Source organism: Acidithiobacillus sp. (assembly GCF_023255755.1).
Lineage (GTDB): Bacteria > Pseudomonadota > Gammaproteobacteria > Acidithiobacillales > Acidithiobacillaceae > Acidithiobacillus.
Genome location: NZ_JAGDVS010000182.1, coordinates 6135 through 23731 on the forward strand (window position 1 = coordinate 6135; position 17597 = coordinate 23731).

The following is a 17597-nucleotide window of genomic DNA, read 5'->3' on the forward strand; positions in this document are numbered from 1 at the left end:
GTCGCGCGAGCCAGGCGTGGCTGCCACTCCGCAAGTGCCTGCACCATCCGGTCTTCGGGGGCACAAAGCCAGGCCTTGCGCCCATGATGGTCGACCAGCAGCGCCGTGTCGTAAATACCGAAGGCCGCTTCAGGAAGAGACTGTGTAGGAGGCTGCGGAATACCCTGCCCCGCCAGCCCGAAATCATAGGCCAGATACCCCAGCGCCCCACCCGTGAACGGTAATTCTGCGGGCAGAGAAGCGGCATTGGGGGGGCTCGTCACCGACTCGCGCAACGCCTCCCAGAGCGAAAGCGCCGAGCGCCGCGCGGGACCATCCCCATCGGCAATCCAAAGCCGCCCCGCCTCTTGCCACAGACGCTGGCGCGGTGCCGTCACCAGCATGCTGTAACGCCCCTGCGGGGACACCGTCGCACCGCTATCCAGAAAGAAGGACCAGGGCGTTGAGGCGAGCGGCGCAAACACCGTGGCGACATTCTCAGGATAAGGCACCACACATTGGGTCAGTACGGGGTGAGGCATAAGCAGCGCGGCGTCCACTGAAACGGGAGCATCAGCATAAGGGAGAAGTGTGATTTTGCCCATTCCCGGATGCGGCTTGGGGGCACCTCACCGCGGGATTCTTCCTTGACGACTGACCGAGCGGTCAGTATCTTGTGGCCTTACCGTCACGATAGGGTCATTCCCATGCGCGCAGATCGTCTCCCCCCACGTCTTTCGCTTCTCATGGCGACATTGATTCTGGGCACGACGCCCGCCGGGGCGGAAAGCCTCATTGATGCGTATCAACAGGCCTACCAGACGGATCCGACACTGGCTCAAGCCCGCGCCGAACTGTCGGCACAGATGCAGGACAAGCCCCTCGCCCGTTCCGCCCTGCTCCCCCATGTGGGTGCCGGTGCCGGTGTTGGCTTTAACACCGCCGACATCACCGGCTTTGGAGCGGAGCCCATCAATCGCGCCTACCTGTCAGACAGCTACAGCGTCAACATTACCCAATCCGTTTTTGACGGTCAGGCATGGACAGCGCTCAAGCAAGCCGACACCAAGATTCAGGCGAGCGCAGCAGCCCTCACCTATACCGAACAACAACTGGCCCTACAGGTGGCTCAGGCCTACTTCGGCGTACTGGAGGCGCAGGCCCAGAAACATGTTACCGAAAAACAGAAATCGCTGCTCGAAAGTATTTACAAACAGACGGACGCCACCCTGAAAATTGGCACCGGGGATATCATTGCCGTACGTGAGGCACAAGCCCGCCTTGATGCCGCCAAAGCTGATCTCATCAAGGCCCGCAACGGGGTCGCTGTTGCCCAGCGCCGCCTGCAACGACTCACCCATCATCCCATCGGCGTGCTCGACAACCTGGGGCATTATGAGGCCATGGGTCCCCAGCCCGACGATATGACCCGTTGGGTACAAAGTGCCGTCAAAGATCAACCGCTGCTGCATCAGGCGGAAGCGCAGTTGCAAACCGCGCAGGACCAGGTCGAATATAACCGCCGTGCGCGCTGGCCGGTGGTGAATCTTCAGGGTATCGCACAACACTCCCTGGGTAGCCCCTTCCCCGGCATGGCCATGAATCAGGCCGGGGTGAGTCTCAACCTCTCCGTGCCCTTCTATCAGGGCGGACACACCTCTGCCTCCGTACAACAGGCACAGGCGCAGACCATCGCCAGTATTGATCACGTCGCCAATGTCCGCGATGAAGTCACGCTCAATACCCAAACCGCCTTCCTCAACCTCAAAGACAGCGTGGCACAATTGCGCGCTGCCAAAGAGACCGTAGCCTCGGCCAAAGTTTCCCTGGAAGGCACGCGCAAGGGCTATGAGGTGGGTACCCGCTCCATCATCGACCTGCTGCAGACGGCCACGGATTACATCCGCGCCGAGCAGGACTACAATGTGGCGTTCTATAATCAGATAATAGCGCGGGTACAACTTAAGGCCGCCTCTGGCCAGGTCAATATGGCGGATCTCGAAGCCATCAACGCCTTGCTGGACAATAGCGCAAACCCGTAGTCCACTAGCCTGGGAGTATATGACGCATGGCCGCTACCAAAAAAAAGATGGTCATTGCCGCAGTGGTCATTCTCGCCATCGGTGCCGGAGTGACCTATTGGGAAACCCGCCCTACGGCTCCCGCCGATCAGGTCACCATTTATGGGAATGTGGACATCCGCCAGGTGCAAGCGGCTTTCGACGACAGCGGACGCATCCTGCGTCTCGCTGTGCAGGAGGGTGACCGCGTCCACAAAGGCCAGTTGCTGGCGGAACTCGACCCGACCCGCTTTCAGGATGCGGTGGACCGTGATCAGGCCAGTGTTGCCGCGCAAGAACAGGTGCTGGCCCGCCTGCTGGCTGGTTCCCGTCCCGAAGAAATCGCTGAAGCCCGGGCGAACGCCGCCGCCGCTCAGGCCACCCTGGCCAATGCGGAAATCACCTGGCGCCGGCAGCAGGCGCTGGCCGCTGAGCAATATGTACCCAAGCAGAATCTGGATAATGCAGCCGCCGCCCTGAAAACCGCCCGGGCCAATCTGGATCACGCCCAACAGGGCCTGACCCTGGCGATCAAAGGGCCGCGCCAAGAAGACATTGCCGCTGCCCGCAGCCAGCTCACCGCCGAGCAGGCCGCTCTGCATCTGGCACAGCGCCAACTGGCGGACACCAAACTCTTCGCGCCGCAAGAGGGCGTGGTACAGGACCGCATCCTCGAACCGGGGGATATGGCCAGTCCACAGGTGCCCGTTTTTACCCTTGCATTGGACAATCCCATCTGGGTACGTGCCTATCTGCCCGAGAAATCGCTGGGGCAGGTGCGCCTCGGCATGCAGGCCAACATCGAGAGTGATTCTTTTCCAGGAAAGCATTTCGCGGGTTGGGTCGGCTTTATTTCGCCCACGGCTGAATTCACCCCCAAGACCGTACAGACCACCGAACTGCGCACCGAGCTGGTGTATCGGGTGCGTATTTATGCCTGTAATCCCGGGCACCAGTTGCGCCTGGGCATGCCCGTGACGGTGCAGATTCCGCTCCGAAATAACCCGCCACAGAATCGGAACACGAACGTCTGCGGACGCTGAACCATGACCGACACGACCTTGCGTTTCAGTCAGGTCAGCAAAAGCTTCGCCCGCGGCAAAGACCGGGTGCAAGCGCTGAACAACCTGGATATGAGCCTTCCCCCAGGTTCCATCACCGGCCTTTTAGGCCCTGATGGCGCCGGCAAAACCACGCTGATGCGCCTTGCCGCCGGGCTGTTGATTCCCGACAGCGGCACGATATCCGTCCTCGGCGCCGATACCCGTCGGCAGGCGAGACAGGTGCAGACCGCCATCGGTTATATGCCGCAGCGCTTTGGTCTTTATGAAGATCTCACGGTACAGGAGAATCTCGACCTGTACGCCGATTTGCAGGGATTAACGCCGGTGGCGGCTGCTTCCCGCCAGCGGGAACTGCTCAAACTCACCGCACTCGGCCCCTTTGGTGCCCGGCGCGCCGGAGCGCTGTCCGGTGGCATGAAACAAAAGCTCGGCGTCGCTTGCGCCCTGCTGCGTGCCCCGCAACTGCTCCTCCTGGACGAGCCGACGGTGGGCGTGGATCCCATTGCCCGTCGCGAACTCTGGGTAATCATCCAGGGGCTCAAGGAACAGGGCGTCACGGTGCTCATGAGCACCGCCTATTTTGATGAGGCGGAGCGCTGTGACGAAATCATTCTGCTGCATCAGGGCAAGCTCCTGAAAAAGGACAGCCCTGCGGCCTTCCATCAACCGCTGAACGGGCGCTGTTTTCTAGTCACCCAGGCAGTGGTGAGCAAACGCCACCTGCGGGAAACCCTGCAACACCGGGCCAGCGTCCAGGACGCGCGCATCCTCGCCGAAGGCGTGCGCGTGCTCTGCCGGGATACCCGACCCCATGCCGTGGCGGGGGAAGACTGGCAGATTGCGGCACCTACCTTTGAGGATGCCTTTGTCGACCTGTTAGGTGCCCCCGAAGACCCGGATGCCGAAATCATGTCCGACCCTCCATCCGCCGCCCCGCCCACGGACCAGAAAGCAGAAACCGTAGTGGAAGTGCGCGACCTATGCAAGTTCTACGGCAAGTTCGAGGCGGTTAAAGGCAACACCTTCACCGTTCGCAAAGGCCAGGTATTTGGCCTGCTGGGCGCCAACGGCGCCGGCAAGACCACCACCTTTCGCATGCTCTGCGGCCTGCTCCCCGCTTCTTCCGGCACCCTGCAGATTGCCGGAGTGGATATGCGCCATGCCACCGCCCAGGCCCGGGGCCGCATCGGCTACGTCGCCCAGAAGTTTGCGCTGTATGGCAACCTCAGCGCTGATCAGAACCTGGCCTTCTTCTCGGCGGCCTACGGGCTGCGCGGCAAGACGCGACAAACGCGTCTGGACTGGGCGCAACGGGAATTCCAGTTGGCCGACTATCGCAATGTCAATGTCGACGACCTACCCCTCGGAATCAAGCAGCGCCTGGCCCTGGCCTGCGCCCTCCTGCACGAACCGCCCATTCTCTTCCTGGACGAACCCACCTCTGGGGTGGATCCCCTCGCCCGCCGCGAATTCTGGCAGCGCATCAATGCCCTGGCCGAAGGCGGGGTGACGGTGCTGATCACCACCCATTTCATGGACGAGGCCGAATATTGCGACCAACTCGTCCTGATGTCTCTGGGCGAGGTGCTGGCCCAGGGCAGCCCCCAGGAAATACGGGATCAGGCCAAATATCCGGCACACCCCGAGCCGAGCATGGAAGAGGCCTTCATCCATCTCATTCAGGAACACGAAAGCCAGATCCGGAGAGCATCATGAAGCTCCAGCGCCTGCGCGGCCTGATTCGCAAGGAGTTCATCCAGATCTGGCGCGACCCATCCGCCATTGCCATCGCTTTTGTCATGCCGGTGTTTCTGCTTTTTCTTTTTGGCTATGGCGTATCGCTGGACGCGCGCCATGTGCCGGTGGCCGTGGTGGTGGACCAGCCCAGTGCGGAAACCAGCGCCTTTATCGGCGGGCTACAGCAGTCGGCTTACTTCACGCCACAGATCTATGGCAGTATTCAAGCGGCCCGACAGGCAGTGATGACGCGCAGAGCCGACGGTATTCTCTGGCTGCGCGGCGACTTCAGCCGTCAGGTGTTGCAGGGTGACACCACCAGCATCGGGGTATTCGTCAACGGTAAGGATGCCAATAATGCCCGAATTTTGCAGGGTTACCTGCAGGGTGTCTGGCAGGGTTGGCTGCAACAACGCGCCGCCAGTGCCGGGGCCGCGCTGGTCATACCGGTCACCGGCCAGGACCGTATCTGGTTCAATCCGGCCCTGCGCAGCCGCAATTATCTGGTGCCGGGGCTTATTGCCGTGATCATGACCCTCATCGGTGCCCTGCTGACGGCGCTGGTAGTGGCCCGGGAATGGGAGCGCGGCACCATGGAGGCCCTCATGGCCAGTCCGGTGACCATGGGGGAGATTCTCCTCGGCAAGCTCATCCCCTATTTCTTTCTCGGCATGGGCGGCATGCTCCTGTCGGTGGCGCTGGCGGTCTGGCTCTTCGCCGTCCCTCTGGTGGGCAGCTTCTGGGTCCTGCTGCTTTGCTCCTCGCTCTTTTTACTGGCGGCGCTGGGCATGGGACTGCTGATCTCCAGCGCTGCCCACAACCAGTTCGTGGCCGGTCAAATCGCCATTATCGTGACCTTCCTGCCGGCCTTTATCCTCTCGGGCTTTATCTTCGATATCCAGTCCATGCCCACGGCTATCCAGGTCATCACCCATATCGTGGCCGCCCGCTACTTCGTCACTATTCTGCAGACCCTCTTCCTCGCCGGTGACGTCTGGCCCGTCATTCTCTGGAACAGCCTGGCTCTGGCACTCATGGCGACCTTCTTTCTCGGCGTCACCCTGCGCCGTTCCCGCAAGAGGCTGGACTGATGCTGGCGCGACTCTGGGCTTTGGTGATCAAGGAATTCCTCGCTCTGCTGCGAGACAAGAAGAGCCGCTTCGTGCTGATCGGCCCGCCTCTGATTCAGTTGCTGGTCTTCGGCTATGCCGCGACTTTCGATCTCAATCATATCCCCTACGCAGTCTACAATCAGGATTCCGGTTTTGCCTCCCGGGAGTTATTAGGCCGTTTTCAAGGCTCCCCCGCCTTTCAGCAGGTGGCGATTATTACCCATAATGCCCAAATAGCGCCCCTGATCAACAATCAGAAAGTGTTGCTGGTACTGCAGATCGGTCCGAACTTCACCCGCGACCTGCTGCTGCATCACCCGGCATCCGTGCAGGTCATCATTGACGGTCGCAACTCCAACAGCGCCACTCTGGCCCTCAATTACGTCAACAGTGTCATCCTGTCTTTCGACACCCACTGGGCCGCCACCCACCATTGGGGCAAGCCTCCGGCACAACTGGTGGTTCGCTCCTGGTTCAACCCGAATTTGTTATCCCGCTGGTTTATCGTACCGGGCATTGTCGCCCTACTGACCCTGGTGGTCACCCTGCTGGTGACCGGGTTGTCCGTGGCGCGGGAGCGCGAGCAGGGCACCTTCGATCAGCTGCTCGTCACCCCGCTGAATCCCCTGGAAATTCTTCTGGGCAAGGCGCTGCCCGGCTTCATCATTGGCGCGCTGGAAGGCGTTTTTATCATCCTCGCGGGAGTTTTCTGGTTTCAGGTACCTTTCATCGGCAGCATCCTGGCGCTGGCACTGGGCATGGCGCTGTTCCTGCTCGCCGCCATCGGCATCGGGCTGATGATCTCATCGCTCGCCGTCACCCAGCAGCAGGGTCTGTTGGGGGTATTTCTTTTTTTGGTGCCCGCCATCATTCTCTCCGGCTTCGCCACCCCCATCGCCAACATGCCGGAATTGGTGCAGGATCTCACCTATATCAATCCCATGCGTTACTTCCTGGTGATCGTGCGCGGGGTTTTTCTGGAGGGCGACGGCTTTCACGAACTCTGGTCGCAATACTGGCCATTGGCCCTGATCGCCCTGAGTTCCATGACCGCCGCGGCCTGGTTGTTCCGCCACCGGATGCAGTGAATCCGGAGGGACACGGCCCTCTTCAGGCCCCGACGCGCAGGGGAATGCGCTTGCGCCCGAAACGCCCCGGTCTGGCCTCGAAATGCCCGGCAATACGGTGGCCGCAATGGGGACAATGCCCCTCCGGAGTCAGGTGATACGACAATATCTGATACCAGTCGCGGACGATCAATGCCGCCCCGCATCCGGGACAAAAAGTGGTATCGCCCTCCTGATCATGCACATTGCCGGTATAGACGTAATGCAAACCCGTCTCCATGGCCACGCGGCGTGCCCGCACCAGGGTATCTGCCGGTGTGGCGGGCACATCCGGCATCCGGTAGTCGGGATGGAAAGCGGAGAAATGCAGCGGTACGTCGGGACCCAGATGCCCCATCATCCACTCCGCCGCCGCGCGAATCTCCGCCTCGGAATCATTATGGCCCGGAATAAGCAACGTGGTGATTTCCAGCCAGGTCTGGGTCTCCTTGACGATATACTCCAGTGTTTCCAGTATGGGGGCGAGATGCGCCCCGGTCAGTTTGAAGTAAAATTCGTCGGTAAAGGCCTTGAGGTCGACATTGGTTGCGTCCATTTTGGCGAAAAACTCCGCCCGCGGCTGCGCATGGATATAACCGGCGGTAACGGCCACGGTCTTGATGCCGGCGGCATGGCAGGCATCCGCCGTATCCATGGCGTATTCGGCAAAAATAACCGGATCGTTATAGGTAAAGGCCACACTTTTGACATCCAGCGATTGGGCGGTTGCCGCGATGCCTGCGGGACTCGCCTGGTCCTGGAGCCGGTCCATTTCGCGGGATTTGGAAATATCCCAGTTCTGGCAGAACTTGCAGGCCAGGTTGCAGCCCGCCGTGCCAAAGGAGAGCACACTGCTGCCGGGGTAAAAATGATTCAGGGGTTTTTTCTCGATGGGGTCAATACAAAAACCCGAGGAGCGACCATAGGTGGTGAGGACCATGGTGTCGCCCTTCCGCATTCGCACGAAACAAGCCCCGCGTTGACCTTCCTGCAGACGACAGTCGCGCGGACAGAGGTCACACTGAATGCGCCCATCGGCAAGTTTGTGCCAGTAGCGGCCCGGATGCGTTATAAACGTCTCCTTATCCATTGCCCCTCCTCCCTGGCGTCTGTTCTTCACGCCATTTCTCCACCGTATACCAATACACTTCTATTTCTCCGGCCCAGAAATCTGCAGGCAAACCCGCCTTGCGTTTGAGCGCTCGCAGAAACTCCCGTGGCTGGGGAAGCTCTTCCCACACCTGGGGAAGAAAGGTGCCACGACGCGAACCATAAGTGAGAACCAACCCATGCCGGTGGGGGTCAATTTGCGCCAAAAGGCTCTCCTCGCTGTCAAAATGTATCCGCTGCAGCGAAGAGAGTAATGAAACTTCCACCCGCACCTGTGACCACTCCGCTACAGCCAGCGGCGGAAAACGTGGATCCTCGAAGGCCGCCGCCAGGGCATTGGCGCGCAGGTCCACCCCGAGGGGACGATAGGCTTGCAGGCTGCCGATGCAGCCTCGCAAGCCCTGGGGTCCGGTCAGCGTCACAAAAGTCGCACCAGGCTGCTGCGCCCAGTTCGGCACAGCCGCAAACTCAGCGGGCAAACCCAACGCCCCGGTAATCGTAGCACGGGCTACATCGAGCAGGATTTCCCCGGCTTCCGGCGGAAGCCCACCGGTCTTTTCGTCACCTTCATGCATGGTCATGGCTCTCTCCGTAAAAAGCGACTGCGGCATAGCCCACCACCGCATCACGGGACCCTGCCGTATCACCCGAGTTACACAGCCCCACCAGACGTGGGTGCAGGTGGTGCTTACGGGCGACCGGGAGAAGGCCATTGATAGGCGTGGCGCCGCAAGCCTGCTCGTGGTCGATGGGCATGGGATCGAAGCGCAATATTTCCTCCACCGTATGGTGGTCTATCGCACGGGCTTCGGCATAGGGATGATAGTGAGAAAGATCGGAACTGATGACGATGACCGTCTCCTCGCCACCCCAGAGCTTCTCCAGAACCTGGGCCACTTCGTCCGGTCGGGCATCGCCCACCACCAGCGGGACGACGCTGACGTCACCCAGCACCTCCTGGATAAAAGGCAATTGTACTTCCAGGGCATGCTCCTGCGCGTGGGCAGCGACGATTTCCCGAACCTGGGGCAACCCGGCCAGTGCCTCCACCCCCGCCTGATCCACCGCGACAGTACCCAGCGGCGTTTGCATGGCCTGAACCCCAGGCAGGGCGAGGCCGCGAAATGGCACACGATGCGCTGGCCCCAAAAGCACCACCCGGCGGATTTGCCCCCGCCCCCTGGCCAACAGGGCGTAACCGGAAGCGGCCACCGCTCCCGAGTAGATGTAGCCCGCATGGGGGACAATAATGGCCTTGGGCCACGAGGCAGCGGCCGCTTCATCGGCATGTTCAGCCCCGGCCAGTAAACGCTCTACTTCGGTCCGCAAAACAGCAGCCTCGGCAGGATAAAACATGCCGACCACCGCCGCTGGTCTGACGAGATTCATGAAGCACTCTCCCTGGCCGCTATAAGGCCAACATCTTCATGTTAGCTATATCAGGATAGGAAAGAGTTTTTTCAAGGCTCCATGATTAGACCGTACAGAAAAACCCCTGATTCGCGCTCAGATTTCCTGCTGATTCACTCGCTTGGACAACTCCTCGGCGGATTCTTTGCGCTCCGAATAGCGGTCCACCAGATACTCGGCATGGTTGCGCAACAACAGAGTAAACTTCATAAACTCCTCCATCACATCCACCAGCCGGTCGTAATAGGCCGAGGGTTTCATCCGCCCAATCTCGTCAAACTCCAGAAAGGCCTTGGGCACCGAAGACTGGTTGGGAATGGTGAACATGCGCATCCAACGACCCAGAATACGCATCTGGTTCAGCGCGTTGAAAGACTGGGATCCACCGCAGACCTGGATGAGGGCGAGGGTCTTGCCCTGGCTGGGACGCACCGCCCCGGCATTCAGGGGGATCCAGTCGATTTGCGATTTGAATACCCCGGTCATGGCACCGTGACGCTCCGGCGAACACCAGACCTGTCCCTCCGACCACAGCACGGCTTCCCGCAGCTCCTGAACCTTCGGGTGGGTATCGGGCGCATCATCGGCCAGAGGCAGCCCGGAGGGATTGAAAATGCGGGTTTCTGCCCCGAAGAGGCGGAGCAGCCGGGCGGCCTCCTCCACCATCAGACGGCTGTAGGAACGCTCGCGATTGGAACCATACAGCAGAAGCACGCGCGGTTTTCCCAGACATTCGGTCCCGCTTTTAAAGTTCGCCGAAACGGGAATCCGCAAGAGCGCCGGGTCGATATTTGGCAATGTATCCGTCATGGCTTTTTCCTTAAATCAATGGCAGCCACCAGGCGAGTGCCAGCAGAGTCACCAAAAGCACCGGCGGTGTGATCAGCAGTCCGGTCTTCATATATTGGCCCCAGGTGATGGTGACCCCCTTGCGACCCAGCACATGTAACCACAACAAAGTGGCGAGACTGCCGATGGGTGTAAACTTGGGACCCAGATCACAACCGATGATATTGGCATAAACCATGATCTCGCGAACCATGGGATCCGCCGCAGCAGACGCGTGATGGATAGCCAGCGCGCCCACCAGCACCGCGGGCATGTTATTCATTATCGATGAGAGCAATGCCGCCAGAAAACCCGTACCCAGTGCGGCGGCGACCGGCCCATGGGTGCCAAACCAGTGCAGGGCCTGCGCCACATAGGCCGTCAGTCCGGCATTGCGCAGCCCATACACCACCAGGTACATACCCAAACTGAAAACCACAATTTTCCAGGGCGCATCCTGCAAAACCTTACGTACGGAAATCTGGGCGCCGCGTCCACCCCGAAACCAGCGGCCCGCCAGAGCAAGCAGAATCAAGGCGCCCGTAACAGTGACCACAGAGACGGGCACCTGCCACTGCGCGGTGACAAAATAGGCGATGAGCAGCAGGCCCAGCACCGGAAAGCTGGCGCGAAACACCAGATGGTCCCTGATCGCTGTTGCCGGTTCCGGGAGATGCGCCGTGCCGTAATGCTGCGGCAGCACCCGCCGAAAAGCGATCCAGAGCACCAGCAGCGTCGCCGCCAGCGCCACCAGATCCACCGGAACCATCACCAGGGCATAGCGAACAAACGAAATATTGAAATAATTGGCGCTGACGATATTCACCAGGTTAGAGATCATCAGCGGCAGGCTGGTGGTATCGGCCACAAATCCCGTGGCAATGACAAAGGCAAAGGTGGCGGCCGGGGTGAACTCCAGTTGCAGCAGGATGGCCATCACAATCGGGGTCAGGAGCAAGGCCGCGCCGTCATTGGCAAAGACCGCAGCGATGGCCGCCCCGAGGATGACGATCAGCGGAAACAGAAGTCGCCCCCGCCCGCCGCCCCAGCGCGCCACGTGCAGCGCCGCCCAGTGGAAAAAGCCCGCTTCATCCAGAATCAGCGAGATGATGATGAGCGCCACAAAGGTAAAAGTGGCATCCCAGATGATGTGCCAGACCACGGGGATATCACTCCAGGTGATGACGCCGGTTGCCAGCGCCAGCACCGCACCGCCCATGGCACTCCAACCGATACTCAGCCCCTTGGGTTGCCAGACCACCAATATCAACGTTGCCAGAAAGATCAGTACCGCCAGCATGGATCGGCTACTCCGCAGAAAATTTGGCTCGTAGTCTTGACGAGCTACCAGTTCCTGTCAATACTGCAACGAAAGTTCGGGAGTTGATTTATGGACACGGCAGAACAACGGGATCAGATTGTGATCTACCTGGAGGCACTCGCGTCGCCGGTACGGCTGGATATTTTCCGGCTCCTGGTGGAGCAGGAACCCGCAGGCTTGGTGTCTGGTGAGCTTGCCGAGCATCTGGGGCAGGCGCACAACAGCATCTCTTTTCATCTCAAGTCACTGCAGCATGCAGGACTGGTCACGGTGCAGCGGGAGGGGCGTTACCAACGCTATCGCGCGGCCATGCCCGTGGTTCGCGCTTTAGTGGCCTATCTCACCGAAAATTGCTGCCGCGGTACTCAGGAATGCGCCATAACGCATGCGGAAGTATCCACATCGCCTATCGTCCCACCAGGAAATCTGCCATGAAAAAACCGGAAATTTTGTTCCTCTGCACCGGCAACTCCTGTCGCTCCATTCTCGCCGAGGTCACCTTCAATGCCCTGGCGGGTCCGGCCATGCACGCCGTCAGTGCGGGCAGCCATCCCGCCGGGTATGTCCATCCCCGGTCGCTGGCCTTGCTGCAGCGGGAGGGTTTTTCTACTGAAGGGCTCAGCAGCAAGTCCTGGGATGATCTCGCCGTCACCCCCGACGTCGTCATTACCGTCTGCGCCAGTGCCGCCGGCGAGACCTGCCCGGCGTATCTGGGACCGGCCATCCGCGCCCACTGGGGTGTGGAAGACCCTGCCAAAGCTACCGGCAGCGAAGCCGAAATCGAAGCCGCTTTCGACACGGCCTACCGTATTTTGCGGCATCGCATTGAGGCCATGTGCCAACTGCCCGTGGCAGGTCTCATAGAAAAAGACCCTGCACAACTGTGTGCAGAACTGGCCCGTATTGGCAGCCTGGAACCCTGAGCCACCCCATTCTACGGAGCACATCGCGATGTCCATGATCGTTGATCCCCAAGAATTTCATATCAGCATCCGCGTTGCTGACCTCGCGGCGAGTACCGATTTTTACGTGCAGTTTCTCGGTGTCGAAGCCAAGGATCAGACGGCACGCTACAGCACCTTCATCGTGCCCCACTTGCGCCTGAACCTGGTGCTGCTGGTCAACGATAAAAATGAAGCACTGGACACCTATAGCCTCTATCACCTGGGCTTGGGTGTATCCAACCGCGCGGCGGTCGTCGAAAGCTACCACCGCGCCAAGGCCGCTGGTGCCGAGATCGTCAAGCCACCCCGCACCACCTGGCGGGGCACGCCCCTCCATGAACTCTGGCTGCGCGACCCCACCGGTTACAACCTGGAAGTCTACGCGCGCCTGACCCCGGAGGAACTCGCCGAAATGCCTGACGATCAGGAAGCGATCTATCTGGTGCCCGGTACCCAACCTCCTGCGGAGCACTCCAATGGTTAGACAGCAACCACAGTGATTATTCCGGCATAAATTTACCATACACCCCAGATCACGCATCTTCTTTAATAAATTGCGCAATATCGTCTGGCTCCTTAATTTCCCCCCATGTTAGCGACTACATGAACTAATGCCAGTATAAATCAAATATCAGCTTGCCAAACTGGAAGGCATCTATATAAGCGTTTCAAAATATAAACTAGCAATATCAATTGGTTGCAAGATTAACTGTCGGACTCGAGAAGCCTATGTCGCGCACTTGCCCGGACATTGAGTCTCACCGACGAGCATGGAACATCATCTGTTTTGCTGTGCTGCCCCACGGATTCTGCGGCGCTCCACGAAAACCAGCAGGAGTGCGCCAATGGTCTGGCCGACGAAAAGTGCGACGAACAGTAGTACATAGTTACTTGGCAACCAATAAGATATCGGAAGGACGAGCAACATGATTGGCACCGCGTACAGCACGATATTCCCCAAGGTAAGTCCTATGTTTTTGACACTGGCCTGTAACGATGACGGCTCGGTCTGACTCTGGTAGTTTGCATTAACATTCATTGAGTTATACCCCTTGCTGATGGAAGGTTCCGGTCCAATTGAACGGCACAATAATGTTTATTTTCTGGCCCCACTTAACCAAATCTAGACGATACCGCATGAAAACGCCAGCCGACTACAGAACTATCAGACCTCTGTTTAGTGTCTACTACGGTGCCGCCCCATAGCGAAGCCGCACCGGACTAGGTTATCCTGCCCCCATAACCGCCAAATACTGGATGAGGGGGCCTCGCTAACCATGCAAAGATTTTTTGTGCTGGCCATCCTGATCCTGCTGGGCTGGCTGACCTATCGCCTCTCTCCCATTCTCAGCCCCTTTTTGGTAGCCGGCATCCTTGCTTATCTCGGCAATCCGCTGGTCACCCGCCTACAGCGGCACCGAATCAATCGCACCTGGGGCACCACACTGGTTTTCGTCCTCGTCATCCTGATCCTGGCCGGGATCATCATGGCCCTGCTCCCCGTCATCCGTCACCAGTCCTTGCTATTCATCGAATATCTGCAAAAATATGTAGAACTCCTGCAAACCCAGATCATCCCGCAACTCTCCGCGCGAATCGGCATCCACCTCGACAGCCAAAGCATCACCCATTACGCCACTGCCAATGCCCAGAAACTGGCAGGATGGCTGGGGCGCAGCCTCCAGGTAGCGCTGAGCTCCGGCTCCGGCCTGATCAGCAGTGTACTCAGCATCATTTTAGTGCCGGTTCTGGGTTTCTATCTGCTGCGCGACTGGCCACGCCTCATTGCCCGTATTGCCGCCTTCATCCCGCCGCACTATCTGCCGCTTTCCCAGCGCCTGGCCGGTGATGCGGACGCCATGCTCATGGCCTTTTTGCGTGGACAACTCCTGGTGATGTTGGCCCTCGGCACCAGTTACGCGATTGGCCTCAGTATTGTCGGCCTGCAAACTGCCGTCCTCGTCGGTCTGGTGGCGGGACTGCTCAGTTTTGTACCCTATCTTGGCGTCGTGAGCGGCATAGCCATGGCCACTCTCGCCATGTACGTGCAGACCGGCGCTTTTTTGCCCATTCTCTGGGTACTAATTGTCTTTGGCATCGGCCAGATACTGGAGAGCATGGTATTCACCCCCTATCTGGTGGGGGATCGCATCGGTCTACACCCGGTCGCGGTTATTTTCGCCGTGCTTGCGGGCGGCGAACTCTTCGGTTTCGTCGGTCTGCTGCTCGCGCTACCTGTCACCGCCGTCCTCATCGCCCTGCTGCGCCACGCCCATGGCTGGTACCTGCAGAGCCCTTACTACCTGGGTAAGGGGTCATAATCCCATGGAAGAAGTGATCATTATCGGCGCCGGTATTTCCGGTCTGGCCACCGCCTATTTCCTCCGTAAACGGGGTTGGTCGCCCTTGCTGCTGGAAGCAGGCACCACGCCAGGTGGCAACCTGCAGAGTCGACGGGAAGAAGGCTATCTGCGGGATATGGGACCCAACTCGCTCCTGCTCAAAGGCCAGATTGTCCCGGAATGGCTCCGCGCGCTATGCCTGGAAGAAGACATCGTCGAAGCCAACCCGCTCGCCAAGCGCCGCTATATCCTTAATCGCCATCGGCAACCCGTCGCACTGGGACCGGGTGTGCTTTTTGGCGGCAGCCTGCTGAGTGTGCGCGGCCGCCTACATCTCCCTGGCGAGCCTTTCCGGCCACCGCGTCGGGTGCAGGATGGTGAGGAAAGTATTGCTGACTTTGTGCGGCGGCGACTCGGGGATGAAGCACTCACCTGGCTGGTCGACCCCTTCGTCTCCGGTATCTTTGCCGGCAATCCCGCACGTCTTTCGGTACAAGCTACCCTTCCCCGCCTGGTGGCGCTGGAGCAGGACGGTGGCTCACTCCTCCGCGGCGCGCTGCGTGCCCGGAACAGGAAATCGCCCGGCACTCCGAAAACCCGTCTTATTTCTTTTCGCGAAGGTCTGCAGGCCCTCCCGCTAAGGGTCGCCAGTACACTCGGCGATGCGCTGCGTTACAACACCCCAGTCGATCAGTTGGGTAATAGCGACGGCATGTGGCAGGTCAGCAGCGGCAACCATGCCTGGCAAAGCAAACGGCTCATTCTCGCCCTGCCCGCGGGCGCTGCGGCCAGTCTGCTCGCGCCAACGGACGCTGCACTTGCCCACGAACTGGACGCCATCCCTTATCCCGCGGTAGGCAGCCTGTCCATTGGCTTTCAGCGCGCACAGGTACAACATCCGTTGGATGGTTTCGGAATGCTGATTCCGCGGGTCATGGGTCTGGAAACACTGGGGGTGCTCTTCTCCTCCACCCTCTTTCCCGGGCGCGCACCGGCGGATCAGATATTGCTGACCGCCTTTATCGGCGGCAGTCAGAATGACATTTCCGGACGTAGCAATGATGATCTGCTGGCGACTGCATTACACGAAATCAACCCACTGCTGGGCATCAGCGGCAAGCCCGTTTTCACCCGCTGCCAGATCTGGCCAAAAGCCATCCCGCAATACGAAATCGGGCACCTGGATCGGGTAAGGCGGATCGACGCCCTAAGCGCCCGGTACCCCGGGCTGTACTTCCGGGCCAACTGGCGGGAGGGCGTCGCGCTGGGAGACTGTATGGAAGGGGCTTACCGGTTCAGTCAGGACGCCGACTGGCAGCGCTGAAAGCAGACTGAAATTAGTGTGCTGCGGTTGGGGCGAGCGCCGCAACCAGGGTATCCATCGCTGTATCCTGGGGCTTCGCAACAGCCCCTGGCGTCGCCGTGGTATTGAGCGCGGCAACGGACTTATACCGGGCGTTAGCACTAACCGATTCCAATTTGCGCCGTAATCCGGGTGCGTTCCCCACGATCTCCACAAGCGTCCCCACCTGCACCATCGCGGCGATTTGCTGTGCATCCCAGTTTGACAAGGCCACGCAGCCGGCCGTCCAGCGCCCAGGGAACACCTTGCTCTGAGGGTCATCTGCAAATTGCGGACCCATGCCGTGAATGCCTATTTCGCCGCCCAGCGCGGTATTTTGTGGCGGCGTCTGCCCTGCGTCGACGGCATCGACAATGGCGCGATATTGCGCCTTATTGATAACGCCTTCACGCAACCCCCACGCCGCATTTTCCCGGTTAGGGTAGGTCAAACCCATGAAGGGGCCATAGCGTGTGCCCCGACTGACCCAGCCGATGTGATAACGCCCCATCGGCGTGACGTCATCCCCTCGTGTCCGTTTGGGAGCAGCGCCATTGAAGCCGATGGCTACCGGGTAGGTCGCCAGCACGGTATTACCCTTGTAGACCGTCAGGAAGTGCGTGGTAGTCGAAATGACGATATGCACCGATTGGACGACTGGCGCAGCGCTTGCCGGAGAGACCGCGGGCGCCACTGGCTGAACAACCGGCGGGGGAATCTGTGCGGCATAGTAGGCTACCGAGTGTACTGGCGCGGAGGGCAGATCTGTCGTCGTGCAACCCGCTAATCCCAGAGCACCCGGCATCACCCCCAACAGCCCCCATCCCTTGAATTTGCGTATCACTCCACTTCCCCCAGATTGGCTCTACTCACACAATCTCATAATATACCGGAAGCCTGAGCGCAAGGTCCATGATCTTCTGGCGGATTCCCGCTAACCCACCTGCCCGTAGTCCAGCCGGTTCCCCAGCCAGCGTTGCACGATAGCCTGCGCCGCATCAGCATCTTCCTGCAGCAGTTGATCCGCCAATTCTGGCACGAGGGCCAGCAGGGCTTCGTCACGCAGGATATCTGCGACGCGCATCTGCAGGATGCCCGTCTGCCGCGTGCCGAGATACTCGCCCGGTCCGCGCAGTTCCAGATCCTTGCGCGCGATGACAAAGCCGTCATGGGTTTCGCGCATTACCCGCAAACGCTCTCGCGCCTTGCCACTCAGGGGTGGATGATAGAGCAGGATGCAAC

The 17597-nt window shown here is 59.8% G+C and carries 17 protein-coding genes and 2 pseudogenes; 10 read left to right on the forward strand and 9 right to left on the reverse strand.

The genetic code is table 11. The features are described from left to right. A pseudogene (locus Q0C48_RS12705) lies at nt 1-521 on the reverse strand (aminodeoxychorismate synthase, component I); the annotation flags it as partial. 165 nt (nt 522-686) lie between these two features. Between Q0C48_RS12705 and Q0C48_RS12710 the strand changes: the two are divergent. From Q0C48_RS12710 to Q0C48_RS12730, 5 genes are read left to right on the forward strand one after another with little or no spacing between them, the layout of a single operon-like run. Then, complete coding sequence (locus Q0C48_RS12710; RefSeq protein WP_291524919.1) at nt 687-2021, forward strand: TolC family outer membrane protein; 1335 nt, start codon at nt 687-689, stop codon at nt 2019-2021. A gap of 26 nt (nt 2022-2047) precedes the next feature. Next, entirely contained in the window at nt 2048-3082 is a 1035-nt protein-coding gene (locus Q0C48_RS12715; protein ID WP_291524921.1) for an efflux RND transporter periplasmic adaptor subunit, read from the forward strand. A 3-nt stretch (nt 3083-3085) separates the two neighbouring features. Further along, nucleotides 3086-4819, forward strand: coding sequence for an ATP-binding cassette domain-containing protein (locus Q0C48_RS12720; protein ID WP_291524923.1), 1734 nt, complete (start codon nt 3086-3088; stop codon nt 4817-4819). After that, nucleotides 4816-5931, forward strand: coding sequence for an ABC transporter permease (locus Q0C48_RS12725; RefSeq protein ID WP_291524925.1), 1116 nt, complete (start codon nt 4816-4818; stop codon nt 5929-5931). The genes Q0C48_RS12720 and Q0C48_RS12725 overlap by 4 nt, the downstream gene beginning before the upstream one ends. Then, nucleotides 5931-7040 (forward strand): ABC transporter permease, encoded by a 1110-nt coding sequence (locus Q0C48_RS12730; RefSeq protein WP_291524928.1) that lies wholly within the window; start codon nt 5931-5933, stop codon nt 7038-7040. The genes Q0C48_RS12725 and Q0C48_RS12730 overlap by 1 nt, the downstream gene beginning before the upstream one ends. A 22-nt stretch (nt 7041-7062) precedes the next feature. On the opposite strand, the gene amrS is transcribed toward Q0C48_RS12730, so the two are convergent. From amrS to Q0C48_RS12755, 5 genes are all read right to left on the reverse strand, one after another. Beyond that, on the reverse strand, nt 7063-8148 hold the full coding sequence (gene amrS / locus Q0C48_RS12735; RefSeq protein ID WP_291524930.1) for an AmmeMemoRadiSam system radical SAM enzyme: 1086 nt from the start codon (nt 8146-8148) through the stop codon (nt 7063-7065). Continuing rightward, nucleotides 8141-8749: an AmmeMemoRadiSam system protein A gene (gene amrA / locus Q0C48_RS12740; RefSeq protein ID WP_291524932.1), complete on the reverse strand. Its 609-nt coding sequence runs from the start codon at nt 8747-8749 to the stop codon at nt 8141-8143. Before amrA ends, amrS begins: the two co-directional genes overlap by 8 nt. Beyond that, nucleotides 8736-9557 (reverse strand): AmmeMemoRadiSam system protein B, encoded by an 822-nt coding sequence (gene amrB / locus Q0C48_RS12745; RefSeq protein ID WP_291524934.1) that lies wholly within the window; start codon nt 9555-9557, stop codon nt 8736-8738. Before amrB ends, amrA begins: the two co-directional genes overlap by 14 nt. A 117-nt stretch (nt 9558-9674) precedes the next feature. Beyond that, the gene (gene arsH / locus Q0C48_RS12750) at nt 9675-10388 is read right to left on the reverse strand and encodes an arsenical resistance protein ArsH (protein ID WP_291524936.1); all 714 of its coding nucleotides are present in this window, start codon (nt 10386-10388) and stop codon (nt 9675-9677) included. Nucleotides 10389-10398: 10 nt separating this feature from the next. Then, nucleotides 10399-11706, reverse strand: coding sequence for an arsenic transporter (locus Q0C48_RS12755; RefSeq protein ID WP_291524938.1), 1308 nt, complete (start codon nt 11704-11706; stop codon nt 10399-10401). Nucleotides 11707-11796: 90 nt separating this feature from the next. Between Q0C48_RS12755 and Q0C48_RS12760 the strand changes: the two genes are divergently transcribed. From Q0C48_RS12760 to Q0C48_RS12770, 3 genes are read left to right on the forward strand one after another with little or no spacing between them, the layout of a single operon-like run. Then, a complete protein-coding gene (locus Q0C48_RS12760; RefSeq protein ID WP_291524940.1) occupies nt 11797-12162 on the forward strand; it encodes a helix-turn-helix transcriptional regulator in 366 nt (121 codons plus the stop codon). Beyond that, nucleotides 12159-12650, forward strand: a complete 492-nt coding sequence (locus Q0C48_RS12765) for an arsenate reductase ArsC (protein WP_291524942.1) — start codon at nt 12159-12161, stop codon at nt 12648-12650. The genes Q0C48_RS12760 and Q0C48_RS12765 overlap by 4 nt, the downstream gene beginning before the upstream one ends. Nucleotides 12651-12678: 28 nt before the next feature. Next, entirely contained in the window at nt 12679-13155 is a 477-nt protein-coding gene (locus Q0C48_RS12770) for a VOC family protein (protein ID WP_291524944.1), read from the forward strand. Between the two features lie 294 nt (nt 13156-13449). Here Q0C48_RS12770 and Q0C48_RS12775 read toward each other — a convergent pair whose 3' ends face one another. Further along, nucleotides 13450-13710, reverse strand: a complete 261-nt coding sequence (locus Q0C48_RS12775) for a hypothetical protein (RefSeq protein ID WP_291524946.1) — start codon at nt 13708-13710, stop codon at nt 13450-13452. Between the two features lie 238 nt (nt 13711-13948). Here Q0C48_RS12775 and Q0C48_RS12780 point away from each other — a divergent pair, with 238 nt between their 5' ends. Beyond that, nucleotides 13949-14992: an AI-2E family transporter gene (locus Q0C48_RS12780; protein WP_291524948.1), complete on the forward strand. Its 1044-nt coding sequence runs from the start codon at nt 13949-13951 to the stop codon at nt 14990-14992. Between the two features lie 4 nt (nt 14993-14996). Further along, nucleotides 14997-16337 (forward strand): protoporphyrinogen oxidase, encoded by a 1341-nt coding sequence (gene hemG, locus Q0C48_RS12785; protein WP_291524951.1) that lies wholly within the window; start codon nt 14997-14999, stop codon nt 16335-16337. Nucleotides 16338-16350: 13 nt separating this feature from the next. Here the strand turns inward: hemG and Q0C48_RS12790 are convergent, their stop codons facing one another. Continuing rightward, nucleotides 16351-17199 (reverse strand): L,D-transpeptidase, encoded by an 849-nt coding sequence (locus Q0C48_RS12790; protein ID WP_291524953.1) that lies wholly within the window; start codon nt 17197-17199, stop codon nt 16351-16353. 90 nt (nt 17200-17289) lie between these two features. Further along, nucleotides 17290-17597, reverse strand: a pseudogene (locus tag Q0C48_RS12795) (ATP-dependent DNA helicase RecG); the annotation flags it as partial.